Annotated in this window: 10 protein-coding genes and 3 pseudogenes; 10 read left to right on the top strand and 3 right to left on the bottom strand. The window is 63.3% G+C overall.

Annotated elements, in window-relative coordinates; all coding sequences use genetic code 11:
• Nucleotides 1-53: 53 nt before the first annotated feature.
• Nucleotides 54-5,054, top strand: a pseudogene (locus Bsp3421_RS33945) (beta strand repeat-containing protein); the annotation flags it as partial.
• A gap of 103 nt (nucleotides 5,055-5,157) precedes the next feature.
• On the top strand, nucleotides 5,158-5,853 hold the full coding sequence (locus tag Bsp3421_RS03500; RefSeq protein WP_273996959.1) for an OmpA family protein: 696 nt from the start codon (nucleotides 5,158-5,160) through the stop codon (nucleotides 5,851-5,853).
• A 161-nt stretch (nucleotides 5,854-6,014) separates the two neighbouring features.
• On the opposite strand, the pseudogene Bsp3421_RS03505 reads toward Bsp3421_RS03500, so the two are convergent.
• Nucleotides 6,015-6,326: pseudogene (locus tag Bsp3421_RS03505) on the bottom strand (LysR substrate-binding domain-containing protein); the annotation flags it as partial.
• A 441-nt stretch (nucleotides 6,327-6,767) separates the two neighbouring features.
• On the opposite strand from Bsp3421_RS03505, the pseudogene Bsp3421_RS03510 reads away from it, so the two are divergent.
• The 6 genes and pseudogenes from Bsp3421_RS03510 to Bsp3421_RS03535 form a co-directional block, all read left to right on the top strand.
• Nucleotides 6,768-7,458, top strand: a pseudogene (locus tag Bsp3421_RS03510) (phage late control D family protein); the annotation flags it as partial.
• A 259-nt stretch (nucleotides 7,459-7,717) separates the two neighbouring features.
• On the top strand, nucleotides 7,718-8,233 hold the full coding sequence (locus Bsp3421_RS03515) for a hypothetical protein (protein WP_273996960.1): 516 nt from the start codon (nucleotides 7,718-7,720) through the stop codon (nucleotides 8,231-8,233).
• A gap of 131 nt (nucleotides 8,234-8,364) precedes the next feature.
• Nucleotides 8,365-8,499 (top strand): hypothetical protein, encoded by a 135-nt coding sequence (locus Bsp3421_RS03520; RefSeq protein ID WP_273996961.1) that lies wholly within the window; start codon nucleotides 8,365-8,367, stop codon nucleotides 8,497-8,499.
• Nucleotides 8,500-8,601: 102 nt separating this feature from the next.
• A complete protein-coding gene (locus Bsp3421_RS03525; protein WP_273996962.1) occupies nucleotides 8,602-9,069 on the top strand; it encodes a hypothetical protein in 468 nt (155 codons plus the stop codon).
• 334 nt (nucleotides 9,070-9,403) lie between these two features.
• On the top strand, nucleotides 9,404-9,601 hold the full coding sequence (locus Bsp3421_RS03530) for a lysozyme inhibitor LprI family protein (protein WP_273998434.1): 198 nt from the start codon (nucleotides 9,404-9,406) through the stop codon (nucleotides 9,599-9,601).
• Between the two features lie 660 nt (nucleotides 9,602-10,261).
• Nucleotides 10,262-12,637 carry a DNA polymerase II gene (locus Bsp3421_RS03535; RefSeq protein ID WP_273996963.1) on the top strand — a complete coding sequence of 792 codons (2,376 nt, stop codon included), beginning with the start codon at nucleotides 10,262-10,264 and terminating at the stop codon, nucleotides 12,635-12,637.
• A 142-nt stretch (nucleotides 12,638-12,779) separates the two neighbouring features.
• Here Bsp3421_RS03535 and Bsp3421_RS03540 read toward each other — a convergent pair whose 3' ends face one another.
• The gene (locus tag Bsp3421_RS03540; RefSeq protein WP_273996964.1) at nucleotides 12,780-13,778 is read right to left on the bottom strand and encodes a GlxA family transcriptional regulator; all 999 of its coding nucleotides are present in this window, start codon (nucleotides 13,776-13,778) and stop codon (nucleotides 12,780-12,782) included.
• Nucleotides 13,775-14,338 carry an isochorismatase family protein gene (locus Bsp3421_RS03545; RefSeq protein ID WP_273996965.1) on the bottom strand — a complete coding sequence of 188 codons (564 nt, stop codon included), beginning with the start codon at nucleotides 14,336-14,338 and terminating at the stop codon, nucleotides 13,775-13,777. The genes Bsp3421_RS03540 and Bsp3421_RS03545 overlap by 4 nt, the downstream gene beginning before the upstream one ends.
• A 296-nt stretch (nucleotides 14,339-14,634) precedes the next feature.
• On the opposite strand from Bsp3421_RS03545, the gene Bsp3421_RS03550 reads away from it, so the two are divergent.
• Together Bsp3421_RS03550 and Bsp3421_RS03555 are read left to right on the top strand one after the other, a co-directional pair.
• Nucleotides 14,635-15,207 (top strand): hypothetical protein, encoded by a 573-nt coding sequence (locus tag Bsp3421_RS03550; protein WP_273996966.1) that lies wholly within the window; start codon nucleotides 14,635-14,637, stop codon nucleotides 15,205-15,207.
• Nucleotides 15,208-15,363: 156 nt separating this feature from the next.
• Complete coding sequence (locus Bsp3421_RS03555; protein WP_273996967.1) at nucleotides 15,364-16,140, top strand: crotonase/enoyl-CoA hydratase family protein; 777 nt, start codon at nucleotides 15,364-15,366, stop codon at nucleotides 16,138-16,140.
• Nucleotides 16,141-16,196 lie beyond the last annotated feature (56 nt).

Genomic DNA, 16,196 nt, shown 5'->3' on the forward strand with positions numbered 1-16,196 from the left:
CAACGGCTATCGCCGAAGGCTATCTCGCGTCGGCAACGAGTAGCAATTCGATTGCCGTGGGCGGCAGCGCCACGGCAAACAATACTCAAGCGACCGCTATCGGCGCGACCTCGACAGCGTCCGGCAGCGTCGCGACGGCTGTGGGTTGGGGGGCGGTCGGCAGTGGCGCAAGCGCAGTGGCGCTCGGCAATGTCGCTCTGGCAAGTGGCACAGCGGCTATCGCCGAAGGCTATCTCGCGTCGGCAACGAGTAGCAATTCGATTGCCGTGGGCGGCAGCGCCACGGCAAACAATACTCAAGCGACCGCTATCGGCGCGACCTCGACGGCGTCTGGTCTCGTCGCGACTGCCGTGGGTTACGGGACGATTGGCAGTGGGGCAAGCGCTGTCGCACTCGGAAATGTCGCGATAGCCAGTGGTACTGCGTCCTTTGCTGAAGGTTTTTCCGCGGCCGCCGCGGGAACCAATGCAATTGGAGTGGGTACCAGCGCAAACGCTTCCGCGAGCAATGCAATTGCAATCGGAAGCCAGGCGTCCGTGGCGACAGCCAACACGTCGGGTATTGCGATCGGGCGCGGCGCAACGGTGAACGGAGCATTCGGCATCGCGCAAGGCGATGGCATCGTCAGCGGCGCCACCGGACAGAATGTTGCCGTCGGCTCCAGCGGGACGACGGCAAACGGCGCGACGGCAGCCGGCGGCGCGGTGGCGATCGGGCGAGCGCAGACGGCAACGGGAGATGGCGCGGTGGCGATCGGCGATCCGAACACCGCGACCGGCACGGGCGCAGTCGCGGTTGGCGCAAACAACACGGCGACGGGCCAGGGCGCGATCGCGCAAGGCAACGCCAACACGGCGACGGGACAAGGTTCCGTCGCCTTGGGTAATACGTCGACTGCCGGCAGCGCGGGCTCGTTGGCCTTTGGCGACACAGCGACTGTCGCGGCGGCGGCAACGAAGGGCGTAGCCCTGGGTTCAGGCGCCCAGGCAAATAATGCGAATGATGTCGCGCTGGGTTCTGGATCGGTGACGGCGGCCGCCAATCCGACCGCGAGCGCCACGATCGGAGGCGTCACCTACAACTACGCCGGTACGACTCCGGCAAGCGTGGTGAGCGTGGGGGCAGTGGGAGCCGAACGGCAGATCACGAATGTGGCGGCGGGCCGGGTAACGGCAACGAGCACGGATGCAATCAATGGATCGCAGCTGTATGCTGGATTGAGTACCACGACCAGCACGATTGTTTCATTATCCACATCGACCTCGACAGGCATCAGTTCGCTGTCGACGGGCTTGTCCACGACGAACAGCACGGTCGCATCGCTGTCGACCTCGACCTCCACAGGCTTGTCGACCGCCAATAGCTCGATCGCTTCGCTATCCACATCGACCTCGACCGGCATCACATCGCTGTCGACGGGCTTGTCCACGACGAACAGCACGGTCGCATCGCTGTCGACCTCGACCTCCACAGGCTTGTCGACCGCCAATAGCTCGATCGCTTCGCTATCCACATCGACCTCGACCGGCATCACATCGCTGTCGACGGGCTTGTCCACGACGAACAGCACGGTCGCATCGCTGTCGACCTCGACCTCCACAGGCTTGTCGACCGCCAATAGCTCGATTGCTTCGCTATCCACATCGACCTCGACCGGCATCACATCGCTGTCGACGGGCTTGTCCACGACGAACAGCACGGTCGCATCGCTGTCGACCGTGACAGGCAATCTCGGCAGCAGTACGGCGTCGGCCTTGGGCGGAGGGGCAACCTACAACCCGGCGACCGGAACGATCAGCGCGCCGGCCTATACGACCTACAACGCGAACGGCACGACGAGCACCGTCAACAACGTCGGGTCAGCGATAAACAACATCAACAGCCAGGGAATCAAGTACTTCCACGCCAACTCAACTGCCCCCGACAGTCAGGCGCTGGGAGCGAACAGTGTGGCAATCGGCCCGAACGCAGTGGCGAACAACGCGGGAGACGTGGCGCTAGGAAATGGTTCGGTGACGAGCGCGTCGAACCCGACAGCAACAGGCACGATCGGCGGCGTGACATACAACTATGCGGGCACGACACCGGCGAGCGTGGTAAGCGTGGGCGCGCCAGGTGCGGAACGTCAGGTGACGAACGTGGCGGCAGGCCAAGTGACGGCAACCAGCACGGACGCGATCAACGGTTCGCAATTGTTCGCGACGAACACCGCGATCAACAGCTTGTCGACCTCCACCTCGACCGGCTTGTCGACCGCGACCAGCTCGATCGGCTCGCTGTCGACGGGCTTGTCCACCACCAACAGCACGGTGGCGTCGCTGTCCACTTCAACCTCGACAGGCATCGGTTCGCTGTCGACCGGCCTGTCCACCACCAACAGCACGGTGGCGTCGCTGTCCACTTCAACTTCGACAGGCATCGGCTCGCTGTCGACCGGCTTGTCCACCACCAACAGCACGGTGGCGTCGCTGTCCACTTCAACCTCGACCGGTATCGGTTCGCTGTCGACTGGCTTGTCGACGGCGAACAGCGCGATCTCGTCGCTGTCGACCTCAACCTCGACCGCCATCAACGCGGCGAAGACGCACTACTACAGTGTGAACGACAACGGCACGCAACAAGGGAACTACAACAACGACGGCGCGACGGGCATCAACGCCCTCGCAGCGGGCACGAACGCCACGGCAGCAGGCGCGAGCGCAGTCGCGGTGGGGGATGGCACGAACGCCAGCGCTGCAGGAGCAGTCGCATTGGGACAGAACGCAGTGGCAAGCAACGCGAACAGCGTGGCGCTGGGTTCCAACTCGGTGACGGCAGCGCCGAATCCGACGGCGACGGGCACGATCGGCGGCGTAACGTACAACTATGCGGGCACGACACCGGCGAGCGTGGTAAGCGTGGGCGCGCCGGGTGCGGAACGTCAGGTGACGAACGTGGCGGCAGGCCAAGTGACGGCAACCAGCACGGACGCGATCAACGGCTCGCAGTTGTTCGCGACGAACACCGCGATCAACAGCTTGTCGACCTCCACCTCGACCGGCTTGTCGACCGCGACCAGCTCGATCGGCTCGCTGTCGACGGGCTTGTCCACCACCAACAGCACGGTGGCGTCGCTGTCCACTTCAACCTCGACCGGTATCGGTTCGCTATCGACCGGCCTGTCGACGGCGAACAGCTCGATCGCTTCGCTGTCGACCTCGACCTCGACCGCGGTCAATGCGGCAAAAACGCACTACTACAGCGTGAACGACAACGGCACGCAGCAAGGCAACTACGCCAACAACGGCGCGACGGGCATCAATGCGCTGGCGGCGGGCACCAACGCGACAGCGGCGGGCGCGAGCGCGGTGGCGGTCGGCGACGGCGCCAATGCGAACTCGGGCGGCGCGGTCGCGATCGGCCAGAACGCGACGGCGACGGGCGGCCAGGCCGTGTCGATCGGCGTGGGCAATACGGCGAACGGCGACGGCGCGGTGGCGATCGGCGATCCGAACAGCGCAACCGGCACCGGCGCGATCGCGATGGGCGCGAACAACACATCGAACGGCCAGGGCGCGGTGGCGCTGGGCAATGCGAACACGGCGATCGGGCAGGGTTCGGTGGCGCTGGGCAACACCTCGACGGCCAACGGCGCGGGCTCGGTGGCGATGGGTTCGGGCGCGGTGGCGAACAACCCGAACGACGTCGCGCTGGGTTCCAACTCGGTGACGGCGGCGGCGAATCCGACAGCGACCTCGACGATCAACGGCACGACCTACACGTTGGCCGGCACGACGCCGGCGAGCGTGGTGAGCGTGGGCGCGCCGGGCGCGGAACGTCAGATCACGAACGTCGCGGCGGGCCGCTTGAGCGCCACGAGTACGGATGCGGTCAACGGTTCGCAGCTGTACGCCACGGATCAGGCGGTCGACTCGCTCGGCAACACCGTGAACAACATCACCAACGGCGGGGGCATCAAGTACTTCCACGCGAACTCGACGCTGCCCGACAGTCAGGCGCTGGGGTTGAACAGCGTCGCGATCGGCCCGAACGCGGTGGCGAACAATGCCGGCGACGTGGCCCTGGGCTACGGCTCGACGACGGCGGCCGCGAATCCGACGGCCAGCGCGACGATCGGCGGCGCCACCTACAACTTCGCGGGCAGCACGCCAGCGAGCGTGGTGAGCATGGGTTCGCCGGGCGCGGAGCGGCAGGTGACGAATGTCGCGGCGGGACAAGTGAGATCGTCGAGCACGGATGCGATCAACGGCTCGCAGCTGTATTCGACGATCCAGGCGCTCAACACCCTGTCGACGTCCACGATGTCGGATATCGCCTCGTTGTCGACGAGCCAGGGCTCCAACACGACGCAGCTCACGTCGCTGTCGACGTCGATCAGCAGGTTGTCGACCTCGACCTTGTCGAACGGGCCCGGCAGCCACTACTACAGCGTGAACGACAACGGCGCGCAGCAAGGGAACTTCGGCAACAACGGTGCGACGGGCCTCAACGCGCTGGCCATCGGTCCGAACGCGGCAGCGTCCGGCGCGAACGGCGTGGCGCTCGGCAACGGTGCGAGCGCGAACTCGGACGGCGGCACGGTGATCGGCGCGAGCGCGGTGGTGTCGGCCGCGAGCGGCACGGCGATCGGCCAGGGCGCGACCACCTCGGCGGCCGGCGCGGTGGCGATCGGTGCGAACTCGGTGGCGAATCAGGCCAATACCGTATCGGTCGGCGCGCCCGGCAGCGAGCGTCGCATCACCAATGTCGCGGCGGGCGTGAACCCGACCGACGCGGTGAACGTGTCCCAGCTGGGGGCCTTGCAAACGACGGTGAACAACGTCGCACGCACGGCGTACTCGGGTATCGCGGCGGCGACCGCGTTGACGATGATCCCGGAAGTGGATGCCGGCAGAACGATCGCGGTGGGGATAGGCGGCGGCAGCTACCAGGGCTACAGCGCCGTGGCGATCGGTTTCACCGCGCGCCTGACGGACAACATCAAGCTGAGAGGAGGCGTCAGCGGCGGCAACGCCGGCTACACGTACGGCGTCGGTGCGGGCTACCAGTGGTGAAGTGGGGCGCGGCGCGTCCGGATGCGAGTCGGTTCGGATGCGCCGCACTTCATCGTTACCCGGATGCGGATCGGATCGTCCAAGACAAAGGAAGAGGAACATCATGTTCAACGCAAGACAAGCGATGCTGCTGGGCGCGATGGCGCTCGTGGGTTGCACGACCTCCTCGGGCCCGACGTACACCCGCTACGCGGTGTCGATGCCGAACGGCGAGCAGGCGTATCGGGTGACCTGCTATGGGCTGCTGGAAGGCCCCGGCGCGTGCCGCAAGGCGGCAGAGGCGGTCTGCAAGGATCAGCCCGTCAGGGTGCTGGAGGGGCAATCACTGTTGGGCGCCACGTCGGGCGGCCAGGCAGACGTGCGGAACCTGCTGTTCCAATGCGGCGCGCCGCAGGCGGCGCCCGCGCCCGCGCCCGTCGCGCCGGCGCCTGTTGCGCCGATGCCGCCGGCCATCACGACGCTGAGCACCGACGCCAACTTCGACACGGCGCAGGCGAGCCTGACGCCGGCCGCCCGCGCGCGGCTGGATCGACTGATCGACGAGGCGCGCGGCGTCTCGATCAAGACGGTGACGGTCAACGGGTATACCGATTCGGTCGGCTCGGATGCCTACAACCTGGATCTGTCGGAGCGCCGGGCCCGGACGGTGCGGGCTTATCTGCAGGAGCACGGGTTGAAGGCCGGCCAATACGCCGGCCACGGTTACGGCAAGGCCGATCCGGTCGGCTCGAATGCGACGGCGGCCGGGCGGGCGAGCAATCGCCGGGTCGACGTCTTGCTCGACATCGACAGGCAATAGCGCTTTACCGCGAGCCAAGGGCGCGTTGCGTCGCGAACATCCGCCTCGGCGTGTTCGTCCGACGAGCGGGATGTGCATGGCAGGGCCGTCACGCCCCGGTGTCGGCCCTTTTTCAGTCGTTCCGGTTCCGGATCTCCCGCGCAACCCCACGCCTCGGTCTGCCGCATCGCGTGGTTCAACAGGTCGAATTCATGGCCGCCGCGCGTGTCGATGTCGTCGATGCCGGCCGCTCGCGTGCTGCCGGGGCGGGTAGCGCTGGACGCGGGCCGCCAGCACGTGCAGCAGCGTGAAGCGACCCAGGTCGATCGGGCCGTCGCGCACACGGCGACGCGTCGCTCGTGCATCACCTGCATCTTGTCGAGGCCGTCCCATTCGCCGCCGCCGACGCACACGGCTCAGTCGAGCAGGCGGGTCGTGAGACTCGGTTCATAGCCAGGATGCGCGTCGCGCAGCCTCGCGAGGCGCGGCATCAGTCAGCGCGTGGTGAACCACCGTGCAGCACTCGCGCCGGATTTCGGACGATTCGCATGCTGTCCGCGCCGACCCAAGGGGGATAGGCGGATTGCAGCCATGGTTTGAGCGTGTGGATTTCGATGACCCAAGCGATCTACGCGAATCGCCGGCCGGACGAAACGATCGCGCGACAATGAATCAATGGCTTGAAAGCATTCCTCATTATTTGTCAAAAATCGTCACTATTTCCCTATCAAAAAAATCGACTTTGATATGCTCCCCCGGCATCGGGACAGCATTATCCAGCGCCTCTTCTTACCCGCCCCGAGATTTAAAAGACCGGCATTCGATCTCCATCCCGCAGTCGGGTCTTTGCATTTCTTCTGATATGACGCACGCAGTCTCGGCCTCGGGATGTTGGTAGCGGTCGAACTCGCTCTCCATAAAAATGGGGTGACCGCATGGCCGGGGAAGTCTTGCTGAACGTACTACGCGGCGGCTACGCGCAGTTCGATCGCATCGTCAAACTCGACACACCGCTCGGCGACGACTGGCTCGTACCGCTGTACGTCAAGATTCACGCACGGCTCGGGCGCAATTTCGAGGTGATCGTCGATGCGTCATCGGTTGTCGGCGGCAAGATCAAGCTCAATGCCCTCATGTTCCAACCCGTCACGCTCCGGATTCGCCAGACGGACGGCGGCTATCTCCCCATTCACGGTTATGTGCAACGGGTACGCCGCTTGGGAAGTGACGGTCCGGTCGCCTATTTCCAGCTCCATTTCTCATCCTGGCTCAGCTTCCTCAAGCTCAGCAGCGACCGGCGCGACTGGCAGGAAACCGGCGGCTGGCAGATTTTGATCGACGTGTTCGACAAGCATCCGCAGGCGAACGGCCACTACGCGTTCGAGATACGCGAGCCGATGCGGGCGTACTCGCATCGCGTGCAGTGGGGAAACCGACTGGAATTTCGTGCATCGGAGCCTGGAAGAGGTCGGCGCATTTCCTCGCTTCGACTTCGCGGAGGACGGCAAGTCACATCAGGTCGTCATCATGGACGACCTGTACTCCGGCCCGTCTCTGCCCGATCCGGAGATTCGGTTCAGTCACGCGGGCGCGAACGAAGAATTCGACGGGCTGACTCAATTCAATGGAAATTATGCGCGATGGTTTTCGAAAGACGCAAATGCTCAGGCAGCCTACAGAAAAGCACTTGATCTCATAACGCCAAAAATCGTAAATTTATTCCATTTATATAACATGAAATATTCCGCAAAAATAATATCATTAATATTCATTTTAATTATCCCATACAGCACTTACGCGTCCTCAGAAACATGCAACGATAAATTAAAAAATATAATTATCCCCCCACTTAAACACCCGACGATGAACAAAGAAAAAAATACAAGTGGAAATTGAGGACATTTCCAATGGCATCTATAGCGTTAGGTTATATGTTGCTGCGGATAGCCCTGACAATCTTGACAAGCAAGTATCGATCGGCTGGGTGAATTTGGATACAAATTTAATGAAAGCGTTAGATATGACGAGAGATCCTGAACATCCGTCCACGCTAAAGGTGAATACAGGCAAATACCAAGCATTCATTTCGGACTGCATTCCCAATCAACCGACAGCCGAATCGAACTGTGATGACCTCAACAAGCGCGTCTCAGAACCCACCACCGACACACCTCATTCTGGGAAAGAGATGACAGTCGTTGGAAGTGGCCGGCTTCAATTTTATTCGGCACCGAACTACTCATGCAAAATGCCAGGAATCTTCATTTTGGCTGGCGAATCCGTCGATACATATACCAGCCGCTTCGGATTTACCTTAGTCACTTACCAAAATTCCAAGATGACCAGTCCCGTTCGAGGCTGGGTAAAAAGTAGCAGACTGCAGAGCAACGATCTCGACTAAAATTTATAACCAAAATCCAAACAGAGACAATTTACTTGAAACGATTCTGGGAACCTCAGAGGTTCTGCCAGTTTTTCGATGACCGCATCGCTCTTATGACGTACAGCTGGACAGCTACATCGGATGGCGCAATGAAGCAAATTCAAAAAAATGCTCAATTCAAAATAGAAGCCAACGTAGACGAAAATGGCAGCCTTGGCCCCAATACGATCAAAGCAATGAATGCGGCTCAAGACCAGAATCAGTTACTTCAGAATATCGATTAAATCAGGTGAAATCATTACAAATACTGGTCGACAACGCTCCTGGCTAGATCGCTTTTTGGATGGCTGGCTACGCCGCGTTACCAACTGCCTCCAGGTACAGCCATGAATAAATTGATACATCTTTGCACCGGCCTGCACTATCTTTTCGGGTTAAATGCTGCAATTGCACAGACACCTCAGACTGATACGATTCCGCTTCTTGGCGAATGGCGATATACTTCAACGCACCAAATAAATAAAAATCCATACTCCATTTTCGTCCTGAAATTGTACAAAACATCGGCCCACCAAATCAACGGGAGCTATTGCTTTATCACCGAAGAAGGACGACGAATAGAATGTGATCCTGAGGGAACCAGCAACCTGAACGGAACAGTGTCGCCTGACGGATTGTATGCCACAGTCAATTTTTTCTCATTCCTTGGAGCGAAAAATGGTATTTCCGATATTTCACTGCACAATGGAAAGTTGCGCTGGAAGGTCACAAAAAATCCAGACGGCGACTTTTTTACGGCCCATTCGATGCCTCCTTGCTCAAGGATACCGGGGCATCAAAAAATAGATTGGTGACAACAGGCAGAGCATATCTACATGAAGAACCAACCAATAATAATAAATCGAAAATCTAGCGTCTTCGGTTCCCACGCGATCCATACCAGTTCCACACAAGCCCCCCGGCCATCGCGAACGTCGCTACATAAAACCCGAGCGAAGCATCATGCACGCATCAACCTATCGAGAGCATTATGAAGAAAATCATTGTTCTAACAATTTCACTCTTACCCTTAAGCGCAATTTCCGAAATATGCGCTACCAGCGGAAATGTTTACACTGATTTATCCTGCGTCGATCTCGCCTTAGATCAATCAAAAAAGACCTCAATGCAATTTATCAAAAAATATATATCTCAACCCAACACAAGGACAAGTTTGAGCAAGCTCAAAAAGCTTGGCTCAATTACAGAGAAAAGCAATGCAACGGTTACATTTCTTCTGAGGCATCTCAATCTCAGGGTGCTGGAGCGGGCTTAATTACGAAAGACTGCCTCGTCGAAATAACCACGCAAAGAGTTGAATATTTGAAAACTCTTCTCGATAACTAGCAAACTGACATGGTGAATTTATTTCATGTTGAAAATTACGCCGACTACACCGTAGGGTTTCAATACAGTGCGCTTCGGTAGCCGCTATGCCGCTCGCAATGGCCTAATTTCGCGCCTCGTTTGACGTGCACGAGAAACAACGAGGGCGCGTAACCAAGGTATATAAGACTACATAACAAATCTCGCCGCCGATCACCGCGCGCCTCCCACCGGGCAGCTTGAGACGCCTAGTACCTCCGTTCATAAACGCCATTCTTTTCACGAGCAGATGAGATGAGACCTCAGCTACGCATGCAGAACTTGATTACAAGGTCCCAATCACCGGATACGCCTAGGTAGTGCGAATGCTGGTCCACTGCTGCCTGTGTTTGTGATTGACCCAGCGCTACCCTCTCTCCGCAATTCGGCCCACCACCAGTCTCACCACCCTGCCACCTCGTTCGCCGTCAAATACCCTGTCGCCCGAATCCACGCGATCGACACCAGCCCCACAAGCCCCCCACGCCATCGCGAGCATCACCGCACGAAACCCAAACGAAGCGATCCCGATCGGCGACAGAAACGTACCCACCGCCGCCCCCAACCGACCGCACGCGAGCGGAAACACGCTCGCCGGGCGCTACAATTTCGAGATCAGGCATCGACGAGCGGACCAGCGTTTTGACGGAATTCGAGCAGGGCTTCATCCTTACCCGCCACTGGCGGGACCAGCCGGACGGCATCGAGGTCGAATTCTGGCTGGCGACCGGAAGCGGTCCGCGCCGGGTGCGCCTGCGCCCGCAGGAAGCGGTGGCGTTCGTGCCGGCCGAGCAGCGCGACGCGGCCGCGCGCGTGATCGGCAAGGAGGCGGAGCTGCGGCCGCTCGCGCTGCGCGATTTCAGCGACCGCACCGTGGACGGCCTGTACTGCCGCCGCCACCGTCAGCTCGGCGCGCTGCGCAAGCGTCTCGAACAAGCGGGGGTCGATGTTTACGAAGCCGACATCCAGCCGCCCGACCGTTACATGATGGAGCGTTTCATCACCGCGCCGGTGCGCTTTCGCGGCGTGCCGGACGGCGGCGACGGGCTATCCGGCGACGGGCTGACCGACGGCGAACTGCGCCCCCTGGACGACTATCGCCCCGCGCTGCGCTGCGTATCGCTCGACATCGAGACGAGCGCGGCCGGCGAGCTGTACTCGATCGCGCTCGAAGGATGCGGGCAGCGCCAGGTATACATGCTCGGCCCGCCGAACGGCGAGCCCGCCGCGCTCGACTTCCGGCTCGACTACTGCGACAGCCGCGCCGCGCTGCTCGAACGCCTGAACGAATGGTTCGCGCGCCACGACCCCGACGTGCTGATCGGCTGGAACCTGATCCAGTTCGACCTGCGCGTGCTGCATGCGCATGCCGAGGCGTGCCGCATCCCGCTCACGCTCGGCCGCGACGGCAGCGCGCTCGACTGGCGCGCGCACGGCCAACAGCCCGACCATTTCTTCGCGGGCGCGACAGGCCGCCTCATCATCGACGGCATCGACGCGCTGAAGTCCGCCACCTGGAGCTTCCCGTCGTTCAGCCTCGAAGCCGTCGCGCAAGCGCTGCTCGGCGAAGGCAAGGCGATCGACAGCCCATATCAGCGCATGGCCGAAATCCAGCGGCGCTTCGACGAAGACAAGCCGGCCCTCGCGCGCTACAACCTCAAGGATTGCGAACTCGTCACGCGCATCTTCGAGAAAGCCGACCTGCTGCCGTTCTCGCTCGAACGCGCGGCCGTCACCGGCCTGCCCGCCGACCGCACCGGCGGCTCGGTCGCGGCGTTCACGCACCTCTACCTGCCGCGCATGCACCGGCTCGGCTACGTGGCGCCGAACCTCGGCGACGTGACCGGGCAAAACAGCCCGGGCGGCTTCGTGATGGATTCCCGGCCCGGCCTCTACGATTCGGTGCTGGTGCTCGACTACAAGAGCCTGTATCCGTCGATCATCCGCAGCTTCCTGATCGATCCCGCGGGCCTGATCGCGGGGCTCAGCGATCCGTCGGACGCGGCCTCCGTGCCGGGCTTCCTCGGCGCGCGCTTCTCGCGCACCCGTCACTGCCTGCCGGACATCGTGCGCCGCGTGTCGGACACCCGCGATACCGCGAAGCGCCAGCACAATGCGCCGTTGTCGCAGGCGCTCAAGATCATCATGAATTCGTTCTACGGCGTGCTGGGCTCCACCGGGTGCCGGTTCTTCGATCCGCGCCTCGCCTCGTCGATCACGATGCGCGGCCACGAGATCATGCACGAGACCCGCACGCTGATCGAGGCGCAAGGCTACGACGTGATCTACGGCGACACCGATTCGACCTTCGTCTGGCTCAAGCGCGCCTATGACGATGCCGACGCGGCGCGCATCGGCCGCGCGCTCGTCGCGCACGTGAACGATTGGTGGCGCGCGCAACTGCGCGAACGCTTCGGTCTCGACAGCGCGCTCGAACTGCAATACGAACGCCACTACCTGCGCTTCCTGATGCCGACCGTGCGCGGCGCGGAGGAAGGCAGCAAGAAGCGCTACGCGGGCCTCGCGCGCGCGGCGGACGGCACGGACGAACTCGTGTTCAAGGGGCTGGAGACGGTGCGCACCGACTGGACGCCGCTCGCGCAGCGGTTCCAGCGCGAGCTGTATCGCCGCGTGTTCAAGCAGGAGCCTTATCAGGAATTCATCCGGACCTATGTGCGCGACACGCTGGCGGGCACGCACGACGCACTGCTCGTGTATCGCAAGCGGCTGCGCCGGCCGCTCGCCGAATACGAGCGCAACGTGCCGCCGCACGTGCGCGCGGCGCGGGTCGCGGATGAATTCAATCGCGCACAGGGCCGTCCGCTGCAATACCAGCGCGGCGGCTGGATCAGCTACGTGATGACCACGGCCGGCCCCGAGCCGCTCGAAACGCTGCGTTCGCCGATCGACTATGCGTTCTACGTGAGCCGCCAGCTGCAGCCAGTCGCCGATGCGATCCTGCCGTTCCTGCGCGATGATTTCGAATCGGTGACGTCGGGACAGCAGCGCCTGTTTTGAGCCGCGCGATTCGGCGCGTGTGCGAGCGCGAGCGCATGCCCGGCTCAGGCGTGAAGCCAAGACGCGCAAGGCGGACATCACACGGCAACGCGCCGACAGTCGGCACCGGTACGCGCCGGCCCGCCGCGCTTCACCGCACGCCTCAGGCCTCCGCCTCGCGCAGGCGCGCCGGCGGCGCCGCATACACCCGCCCCCACGCGCGCCGGAACTGGCGCGCCGACGAAAAGCCGCTGCGCTCCGCGACGCGCTCCATGTCGAGCGTCGAGCCCACCACCAGCTGCCGCGCGAGCGCGACGCGCATCCGGTTCACATAATCGGTGACGCTCATCGCCGCATGCTCGTTGAACAGCCGCGACAGATGACGCGGGCTCGTGGCCGCGACCTCGGCGAGCGCCGGCAGCGTCCACGGGCGCGCCGGATCGGCGCCCACCGCATCCTGCACGCGATGGATCGCGGGATGCAGGTGATTGCGTCCTTCGAGCCACGGCGACAGTTGCGGGTCCGCGCCGGTCCGGCGCAGGTAGACCACCAGCTTGCGCGCGACCGTGAGCGCGATCGCATGGCCGGCCTCCTGCGCGACGATCGCGAGCATCAGGTCGACGCCGGCCGTCACGCCCGCGCTCGTCATCCGCTCGCCGTCCTGCACGAACAACCGGTTCTCGCGGATCCGCGCGCGCGGCGCGAGTTGCGCGAGCCGGTCGATGTTTTCATGATGGGTCGTGCATTCACAGCCGTCGAGCAGCCCCGCGCGCGCGGCCAGCATCGCGCCGGCGCAGATCGTGACCAGCCGCACGCCCGGCAGGATCACGCGCCGCAGCCAGGCGACGATCGCCGCCTCGTCTTCGTCGTCGCGCTCGGCGGCCGGCGGCTCGCCGAGCGGCACATCGACGGAACCGGACACGAGCACCATCGCGTCACCGGGCAGCCGCGCCGGCAGCGGCGCGAGACCGGCGAGCCCGAGCCCGACCGAACTGTGCACGCGCGGCGCGGCGCCGATGAAGCGAACCTCGAAACGCAGGCCGGCCTGCGCGAGATTCGTCATGCGCAGCACTTCCACCGGCCCGGCGACGTCGAGCAGCAACGCACGCGGCGGCACCACCACGTAGACCGGGATCACGCGCGCCGCGTCGCGCCCGCTCATCCCGCCACCGGCTCCGTCGCGGCCGCGAGCGCTTCCTCGACAGTCGCGATGCGCGCGAAGCGATCGGCCAGCACCAGCTCGGTGCGCGCGCGAATCTCGTCGGGGCTCCATTCGCGGCCGGTCGCGTCGGTCATCGGGAAAGTCAGCGTGGCCTCGCCGACGTAGTCGACCGTATAGCCGAGATCGGAGGCGTGGCGCGTGGTCGTTTCGCAGCATTGCTCGGTGCGGATTCCGGACACGATCACGCGGCGGATGCCGTTGCGCACGAGCCAGTCTTCGAGGCCGCTGCCGACAAGCGCGCTGTGGCGGCGCTTGTGGAACGTCACGGTCGGCTGGATGCGCAGCGGATCGAGCGGGCGGACAAATCCGGACGCGAGCGAGAACGGGCCGTCGTCCATGACGTGATAGATCTGCACGACCGGGATGCCGGCGCGCTCGGCGCCGTCGATCAGCGCCTGCTGGCGCTCGATGTAGGCCTGCACGAAGGCCTCGCGGAAATACGGGCGGTGGCGGAACGACTCCTGCATATCGATCACGAGCAAGGCGGTAGAGGTGGACATTTCAGCGCTCCTTCGGTGGTGGACGATGACTGCACTTTATCGGGCGCGCCCCCACTCGATAACGTCGACCACGGACAGAAAGCGGACAGATTACGCCAAGGCGGCGGGAAGGGGAAATGCGCCGGGGCGAAACGGTGTGCGCGATATGGAATGAAGCCTGCTCCGCCATCACCTATGCTGCTTCGAAGCAGGGCCGATCATCCGTTTCAACCCGATGCAAGGTAGCGAATCCGCGGCATGGATTATCAACCGCAATGCCTTTCGGGACGCTTTCCTTCAAGACCAAGAGGATATCGATGACCAACGACAGGCCGAATCACACGACACTCTCGCCTCTTCCGAAAAATGAACTGCGGCTGTTGCTCAAGAGCCGGGAGTTCCTGTCGATCCTGTTCGTCAGTATCGTCATCGGGTCGCTGCTCCCCACCGACATACTGGACCGTCTGCCAATGCTCGATCGCTGGGTGCATGCCGTCGCGACCTGGTTTCCCACGGTCGACGCTTATCGTCGCGCCCCGGCATTCCCGGAGATCTCGGCGCTCTATTTCGCGACGCTGCTCGTGACAACACCGATATTGACGGTATTTCACTTCAGGAACAGGGCGTTCTATCTGGCCCGCTTACACCAGGCATACCTCAAGCGCCACGCCCGCTATCTGCTGGCGATCGCGGCGTTGCTGTTGATTACGCCGTGCTTCTTTTATCTCTTTTACTTGCGCAACGAGGGAGATGCCTACAGCGGCATAGCAATCAACCAATCGCGAATTGCGCTCGCGACGCTTGGCTGGGTATTTGCCGGCGGCGGCGCCTGGGTCAGCCTGTCGCTGGCCTCGCTCGCCATCGTCGCCTTGCTCCGTCGAGACCGATAACACATAGCGTCCGCACGACGAGGCGCGAAGCGACCGCCCCTCATGCGCCGCGCGCCAGTCTCTCCTATATTCCTTCCTATCCCCGCCCGCGCCGGCGCCCGCGGGCGACCTCGACCCGCCGGGCCACCCTTCCCCATCCCGCCTCAAGGAGCCAGCATGGACGACATCCTGTTCGACGTGGACGGCCCCGTCTGCATCATCACCCTCAACCGCCCCGACCGCCGCAACGCCGTCGACGGCCCGACCGCCGCGCGGCTGAACGCCGCGTTCGAGCGCTTCGCGGCCGACGCCTCGCTCGGCGTCGCGATCCTGACCGGCGCGGGCGGCCACTTCTGCGCGGGCGCCGACCTCAAGGTCATCGACGATCCGGCCTTGCGCAACCGTGTCGACCCGGCCGGGCACGCGCCGGGGCCGATGGGCCCGACGCGCATGGCGCTGCCCATGCCGCTGATCGCGGCCATCTCCGGCTACGCGGTCGCGGGCGGGCTGGAGCTGGCCTTGATGGCCGACCTCCGCGTGGTCGAACAGGATGCGGTGTTCGGCGTGTTCTGCCGGCGCTGGGGCGTTCCCCTGATCGACGGCGGCACGGTCAGGCTGCCCCGCATCGTCGGCATGGGGCGCGCGCTGGACATGATCCTGACCGGACGCCCCGTCGACGCCGACGAGGCGCGGCAGATCGGGCTCGCCAACTACGTCGTGCCGGCCGGTGAAAGCGTGCCGCACGCGATCCGCCTCGCCCGCCGGATCGCGGCATTCCCGCGCGCCTGCATGCTCGCGGATCGGCACTCGGCCTACGCGCAATGGGATCTGCCGCTGGCGGACGCGCTGCGCCGGGAAGGCGCGCGCGGCGCGCCGATCGTGAACGGCGAAGGCGTGACAGGCGCGGCGCGCTTCAACGGCGGCCACGGGCGAGGCGGAACGTTCCCGGAATGACGCCGACGCCATGAGCCGGCCATGCGCGCCGGCCTCGCCCCGCCCGATAGCGAGCC

Origin of the sequence: Burkholderia sp. FERM BP-3421 (assembly GCF_028657905.1) — a bacterium.
GTDB lineage: Bacteria > Pseudomonadota > Gammaproteobacteria > Burkholderiales > Burkholderiaceae > Burkholderia.